The organism is Pseudomonas sp. 58(2021) (assembly GCF_017491585.1).
Classification (GTDB): Bacteria; Pseudomonadota; Gammaproteobacteria; order Pseudomonadales; family Pseudomonadaceae; genus Aquipseudomonas; species Aquipseudomonas fluorescens_BT.
The window spans coordinates 275,690-281,915 of record NZ_JAFGYZ010000006.1 but is presented as its reverse complement, the minus strand read 5'-3'; the positions used below and the strand labels follow the sequence as shown (position 1 = coordinate 281,915).

General features: G+C 60.5%; 5 protein-coding genes. 4 read left to right on the top strand and 1 reads right to left on the bottom strand.

From position 1 onward, the window contains the following. Positions 1-53 precede the first annotated feature (53 nt). Positions 54-2,900 (top strand): valine--tRNA ligase, encoded by a 2,847-nt coding sequence (locus tag J5M72_RS09595; protein ID WP_085697239.1) that lies wholly within the window; start codon positions 54-56, stop codon positions 2,898-2,900. Positions 2,901-3,033: 133 nt separating this feature from the next. Then, on the top strand, positions 3,034-4,056 hold the full coding sequence (gene rlmF / locus J5M72_RS09590) for a 23S rRNA (adenine(1618)-N(6))-methyltransferase RlmF (protein WP_085747006.1): 1,023 nt from the start codon (positions 3,034-3,036) through the stop codon (positions 4,054-4,056). 126 nt (positions 4,057-4,182) lie between these two features. Here the strand turns inward: rlmF and J5M72_RS09585 are convergent, their stop codons facing one another. Continuing rightward, positions 4,183-4,464 carry an HU family DNA-binding protein gene (locus J5M72_RS09585; RefSeq protein WP_003221909.1) on the bottom strand — a complete coding sequence of 94 codons (282 nt, stop codon included), beginning with the start codon at positions 4,462-4,464 and terminating at the stop codon, positions 4,183-4,185. Between the two features lie 396 nt (positions 4,465-4,860). Here J5M72_RS09585 and yejK point away from each other — a divergent pair, with 396 nt between their 5' ends. Both yejK and J5M72_RS09575 read left to right on the top strand, forming a co-directional pair. Continuing rightward, positions 4,861-5,865 (top strand): nucleoid-associated protein YejK, encoded by a 1,005-nt coding sequence (gene yejK, locus J5M72_RS09580; RefSeq protein WP_039769496.1) that lies wholly within the window; start codon positions 4,861-4,863, stop codon positions 5,863-5,865. Then, a complete protein-coding gene (locus J5M72_RS09575; RefSeq protein WP_207865331.1) occupies positions 5,865-6,215 on the top strand; it encodes a glutaredoxin family protein in 351 nt (116 codons plus the stop codon). Before yejK ends, J5M72_RS09575 begins: the two co-directional genes overlap by 1 nt. The last annotated feature ends 11 nt before the right edge of the window (positions 6,216-6,226 follow it).

The following is a 6,226-nucleotide window of genomic DNA, read 5'->3' as shown; positions in this document are numbered from 1 at the left end:
CCGCTATACTTCCCGGCTTTTCCTGAATAAATGCCAATAGGGTCCCGCCGCGCATGGATAAGACCTACCAGCCGCACGCCATTGAAACTTCCTGGTACAACACCTGGGAGTCCGAGAACTACTTCGCCCCGCAAGGCGCGGGCGACTCCTACACCATCATGATCCCGCCGCCGAACGTCACTGGCAGCCTGCACATGGGTCACGGCTTCAACAACGCGATCATGGACGCCCTGATCCGTTTCCGTCGCATGCAGGGTCGCAACACCCTGTGGCAGCCGGGCACCGACCACGCCGGTATCGCCACGCAGATGCTGGTGGAGCGTCAACTCGAAGCCCAGGGCCAGAACCGCCACGATCTGGGCCGGGAAAAATTCCTCGAGAAAGTCTGGGAATGGAAGGATCAATCCGGCGGCAACATCAGCCGTCAGATCCGCCGCCTCGGTTCGTCCGTGGACTGGAGCCGCGAGCGCTTCACCATGGACGACGGCCTCTCGGAAGCCGTTAAAGAAGCGTTCGTGCGCCTGCACGAAGACGGTCTGATCTATCGCGGCAAGCGTCTGGTCAACTGGGACACCAAGCTGCACACGGCGATTTCCGACCTCGAAGTGGAAAACCACGACGAGAAAGGTTTCCTGTGGAACCTGAAGTACCCGCTGGCCGACGGCGCGAAAACCGCTGAAGGCAACGATTTCCTGATCGTCGCGACCACCCGTCCGGAAACCATGCTCGGCGACTCCGCCGTCGCGGTAAACCCGAACGACGAGCGTTACAAAGCCCTGATCGGCAAGTTTGTCGAGCTGCCGCTGGTCGGCCGCCGCATCCCGATCATCGCCGACGATTACTGCGATCCTGAATTCGGCACCGGCTGCGTGAAAATCACCCCGGCCCACGACTTCAACGACTACGAAGTCGGCAAGCGCCACAACCTGCCGCTGCTGAACATTTTCGACAAGAACGCCAACGTGCTGCCGGCAGCGCAGGTGTTCAACCTCGACGGCACGCTGAACGACAGCATCGACGGCAAGATTCCGGCCGAGTACGCCGGTCTCGAGCGTTTCGAAGCGCGCAAGCAGATCGTGGCTGCGTTCGACGCCGCCGGCCTGCTGGTCAGCGTCGACGATCACAACCTGAAAGTGCCGAAAGGCGACCGCTCCGGCACCGTCATCGAGCCATGGCTGACCGACCAGTGGTACGTGTCCACCAAGCCGCTGGCCGAGCCTGCGATTGCTGCCGTTGAAGACGGTCGCATCCAGTTCGTGCCGAAGCAGTACGAAAACATGTACTTCTCGTGGATGCGCGACATCCAGGACTGGTGCATCAGCCGTCAGCTGTGGTGGGGCCACCGCATCCCGGCCTGGTACGACGAGTCGGGCAAGGTCTACGTCGGTCGCGACGAAGCCGAAGTACGCGCCAAGCACAACCTCGGCCCGGACGTTGCGCTGCAACAGGACAACGACGTGCTCGACACCTGGTTCAGTTCGGGTCTGTGGACCTTCTCCACCCTGGGCTGGCCGGAAAAAACCGAGTTCCTGAAAAAATTCCACTCCACCGACGTGCTGGTCACCGGTTTCGACATCATTTTCTTCTGGGTTGCCCGGATGATCATGCTGACCATGCACCTGATCAAGAACGAGGACGGCACGCCGCAGGTTCCGTTCAAGACCGTTTACGTGCACGGTCTGGTGCGTGATGGCCAGGGCCAGAAGATGTCCAAGTCCAAGGGCAACGTCCTGGACCCGCTGGACATCATCGACGGTATCGAGCTCGAAACCCTGGTGCAGAAACGCACTTCCGGTCTGATGCAGCCGAAACTGGCGAAGAAGATCGAGAAGCAGACCCGCGAAGAGTTCGCCGACGGCATCGCCAGCTACGGCACCGACGCCCTGCGCTTCACCTTCTGCTCCCTGGCGTCCACCGGTCGCGACATCAAGTTCGACATGGGCCGCGTCGAAGGCTATCGCAACTTCTGCAACAAGATCTGGAACGCCGCGCGTTATGTTCTGGACAAGGGCGAAGACTGCGGCCAGAACGGCGAAGCCTACGAGCTGTCGCTGGCGGATCGCTGGATCATCTCGCAACTGCAACGCACCGAAGCCGAAGTGACCCGTCAACTGGATCAGTTCCGTTTCGACCTGGCGGCGCAAGCGCTGTACGAGTTCATCTGGAACCAGTACTGCGACTGGTACCTGGAACTGTCCAAGCCTGTGCTGTGGGACGAAAACGCGCCGGTCGAGCGTCAGCGCGGCACTCGCCGCACGCTGGTTCGCGTACTGGAAGTGGCGCTGCGTCTGGCGCATCCATTCATGCCGTTCATCACTGAAGAAATCTGGCAGCGCATCGCGCCGCTGGCCGGCATTCAGGGCAAGACGATCATGCTGCAACCTTGGCCGGTGGCCAACGAAGAGCGCATCGATCCGGCAGCCGAAGACGACATTGAATGGCTCAAGGGCCTGATGCTCGGCACCCGTAACATCCGTGGCGAAATGAACATCGGCCCGGGCAAACCGCTGCCGATCTACCTGAAAAACGTCACTGCTGAAGACCAGCGTCGCCTGACCGAGAACGAAGCGCTGCTGAAGAAGCTGGCGCGTCTGGAATCGATCACCGTGCTGGCGGCCGGCGAAGAAGCACCGCTGTCCGCCACCGCACTGGTTGGCGAGATGGAAGTGCTGGTGCCGATGGCCGGCCTGATCGACAAGAACGCCGAACTGGCGCGTCTGGACAAGGAAATCCTGCGCCTGCAGGGCGAAGTCCAGCGGGTTGGGGGCAAGCTGTCCAACGCCGGTTTCGTTGACAAGGCCCCGGCCGAGGTCATCGAGAAGGAACGCGCCAAACTGGCCGAAGCCGAACAGGCTCTGGCCAAGCTGGCCGAGCAGCACGCGCGGATTGCCAGCCTGTAACGGCAAATCGCACTGAAAATGGGAGGCCCGCAACGGCCTCCCTTTTTTGTGCCCGGCACTTTTCCGGCCAACAACACGGCTCCCTGTGGGACAATAGCCGCCACTTTCAGCCCTACCCGAATCGACCACGCCCATGAACGCCCCACGTACACCGAAACCTGCGCGCAAGAAGCCTGACTCCGCCACCCCGGCCAAGCCTGTGGCGCCGCGTAAAGAGGCCAGCCTGCACCCGCGCAATCGCCATCAGGGTCGTTACGACTTCCCGGCGCTGATCAAGACCACGCCGGAACTGGCGAAGTTCGTGATCACCAACCCGTACGGCAAGGAAAGCATCGACTTCGCCAGCCCCGATGCGGTGCGTGTGTTCAACCGGGCGCTGCTCAAGTCGTTCTACGGTATCCAGCATTGGGATATTCCGGCCGACTATCTGTGCCCGCCGGTGCCGGGCCGCGCCGACTACATCCACTTCCTGGCCGACCTCTTGGCCAGCAACAACGACGGTGTGGTTCCGCGCGGCGCCATCGTCAACGTGCTGGATATCGGCATGGGCGCCAACTGCGTGTATCCGCTGATCGGCAACAGCGAATATCGCTGGCATTTCCTGGGCTCGGAGATCGATCCGACCGCCGTGGCCGCCGCCAGGGCCATCGTCCAGTCCAACGACCTGAACAAGGTCATCCAGCTGCGCCAGCAGGAGAACCGCAAGCACATCCTTATCGGCCTGCTGGAGCCCGGCGAGCGCTTCGACCTGACCATGTGCAATCCGCCGTTCCACGCGTCGATGGAAGAGGCCACCAAGGGCAGTGAGCGCAAATGGCGAGCTTTGGGCAAGGCTGACCCGAAACGCAAACTGCCGGTGCTGAACTTCGGCGGTCAGTCAGCCGAATTGTGGTGTGAAGGCGGCGAAGCGCGCTTCGTGACGCAATTGATCGCCGAAAGTGCGAACTTTGCGCACAAGGTGTTGTGGTTCAGCACCCTGGTCTCGAAAGCCTCGAACCTGCCCGCCATCGAAACCGCGCTGAAAAAGGCCGGCGCGCTGGAAAGCCAGGTGGTGGAAATGTCCCAGGGGCAGAAGCAGAGCCGCTTCGTCGCCTGGACCTTCCAGACCAAGTCCGAGCAGCAGATCTGGCGGCGCGAACGCTGGGTTCGCAAGTAATACGTTTCAACCGGGGCGGCGCGTGATCGCAAAGCAGCCGCCGCTACTGCTGAAACACAAACAGCAGGCGTAAAAAAACCGTGCCCGGATCACTCCGGCGCACGGTTTTTTTTGTATCGCTGCGTCTTACTTGTTCACAGCGTCGGTCAGGCCTTTGGCCACAACCAGCTTGATCACTTTCTTGGCAGGGATTTCGATGGCAGCGCCAGTCGATGGGTTACGGCCAGTGCGGGCAGGACGCTCGGTCACTTTCAGCTTGCCGATACCTGGCAAGGTGATTTCGCCGCCGTTTTCCAGCTGATCGGCAACGATTTGGCCCAGTTGGTCCAGAGCGTTACGCGCGGTGGTTTTCGGCGCGTCGATAGCTTCAGCGATGTCGGCGATCAGTTGGTCTTTAGTAAGAGCCATGTAGTGTTCCTTCCCTATCAAATTCATATGGATTGCAGAGTGCAGTGTCAGCCATCGAGCCCGATCTTCTGGATCTGGCACCCTCGGCGATAACCACGACGAGTCGGGGTTATAGATGCCGAAATCAGGGTTTGGTTCGACCTGACAAATGCTGAATGCACGCTTAACGCAGTGACTACGCGTAAGACCGGGCAAAACTAGCACAGAGACAAGGAAATATCCGCCTCTAGCTAGCCAAATGGTCAGGTTTATTGCGCTAAATCGGTAAATAAATGCATAAGCGCTGCCCCATGACCCCGAATTGCCCTTCACCCCGCGCCAAAACCAGTGGTTGCGGTACACTGAGCGCTTTTTCGGGGGAGCCCGCCCTCCTCCCTTTCACTTGCCGAGAAGCCCATGCCGATCCGTCATTGCATCGTCCACCTGATCGACAAAAAACCCGATGGCACACCCGCCGTCCTGCACGCCCGTGATTCCGAACTGGCTGAATCCGCCGCCATCGAGAACATGCTCGCCGACCTCAACGAGAGCTATAACGCCAAACAGGGCAAAGCCTGGGGGTTGTTTCATCCAGAGTCCGGCGCGTTCCCGTTCAGCGGCTGGCTGAAGGAATACATGGAAGGCGGCAAGGACTTCACCGCGTTCAGCAAGGTCGCGGTCGAGCACCTGCAAAAGCTGATGGAAGAATCGAACCTGTCCGTCGGCGGCCACGTGCTGTTCGCCCATTACCAGCAAGGCATGACCGATTACCTGGCCATCGCCCTGCTGCACCACAGCGAAGGCGTGGCGGTGACCGATGAGCTGGACGTGACCCCGTCGCGCCACCTCGACCTCGGTCAACTGCACCTGGCGGCGCGGATCAACGTCTCCGAGTGGCAGAACAACAAGCAGTCCAAGCAGTACATCTCGTTCATCAAGGGCAAGAACGGCAAGAAGGTCTCGGAATATTTCCGTGACTTCATCGGCTGCCAGGAAGGCGTCGACGGCCCGGGCGAGACCCGCACGTTGCTCAAAGCCTTCAGCGACTTCGTCGAGAGCGAAGACCTGCCGGAAGATTCCGCCCGCGAGAAGACCAAGACCCTGGTCGACTACGCCAGCAGCCAGGCCAAGCTCGGCGAACCGATGGGCCTGGAAGAACTGTCGGAGCTGATCGACGAAGAACGCCCGAAAGCCTTTTACGACCACATCCGCAACAAGGATTACGGCCTGTCGCCGGAGATCCCGGCGGATAAGCGCACGCTCAACCAGTTCCGCCGCTTCACCGGTCGCGCCGAAGGCCTGTCGATCAGCTTCGAAGCGCACCTGCTGGGCTCGAAGATCGAATACGACGAAGAAGCCGGGACGCTGGTCATCAAGGGCCTGCCGACCTCGCTCACCGATCAGCTGAAGCGTCGCAACTGATGCTCGGCAATGTACTGAAAAAGGTCGCGCTGGTTCTGCTGGTGGTCGTGGTTTACCAGAACTGGGGCAAGATCGAGCGGGTGTTCAACCCGTCGCAGATGGCGTCCGAGCAGGTTCGCGCCAATGCCCATGTCGTGCTGTACGCCACGGACTGGTGCGGCTACTGCAAGCAGACCAAACGCTTTCTCGATCAGAAAGGCATTCCGTTCAAGGAATTCGACATCGAGAAGGACGCCGAGGCGCGCAAGGCCTACGAAGCGCTGGGCGGACGCGGGATCCCGCTGATCGACGTCAATGGCACGTTGATTCGCGGGTTTGATCCGGACGAGATTCTCGCGGCACTGAAATGAACGAGGGAGCC

Bases quoted from the DNA above. Each gene is read 5' to 3' on its own strand.
- J5M72_RS09595 (WP_085697239.1), top strand. From the start codon at position 54: ATGGATAAGACCTACCAGCCGCACGCCATTGAAACTTCCTGGTACAAC.
- rlmF (WP_085747006.1), top strand. From the start codon at position 3,034: ATGAACGCCCCACGTACACCGAAACCTGCGCGCAAGAAGCCTGACTCC.
- J5M72_RS09585 (WP_003221909.1), bottom strand. From the start codon at position 4,464: ATGGCTCTTACTAAAGACCAACTGATCGCCGACATCGCTGAAGCTATC.
- yejK (WP_039769496.1), top strand. From the start codon at position 4,861: ATGCCGATCCGTCATTGCATCGTCCACCTGATCGACAAAAAACCCGAT.
- J5M72_RS09575 (WP_207865331.1), top strand. From the start codon at position 5,865: ATGCTCGGCAATGTACTGAAAAAGGTCGCGCTGGTTCTGCTGGTGGTC.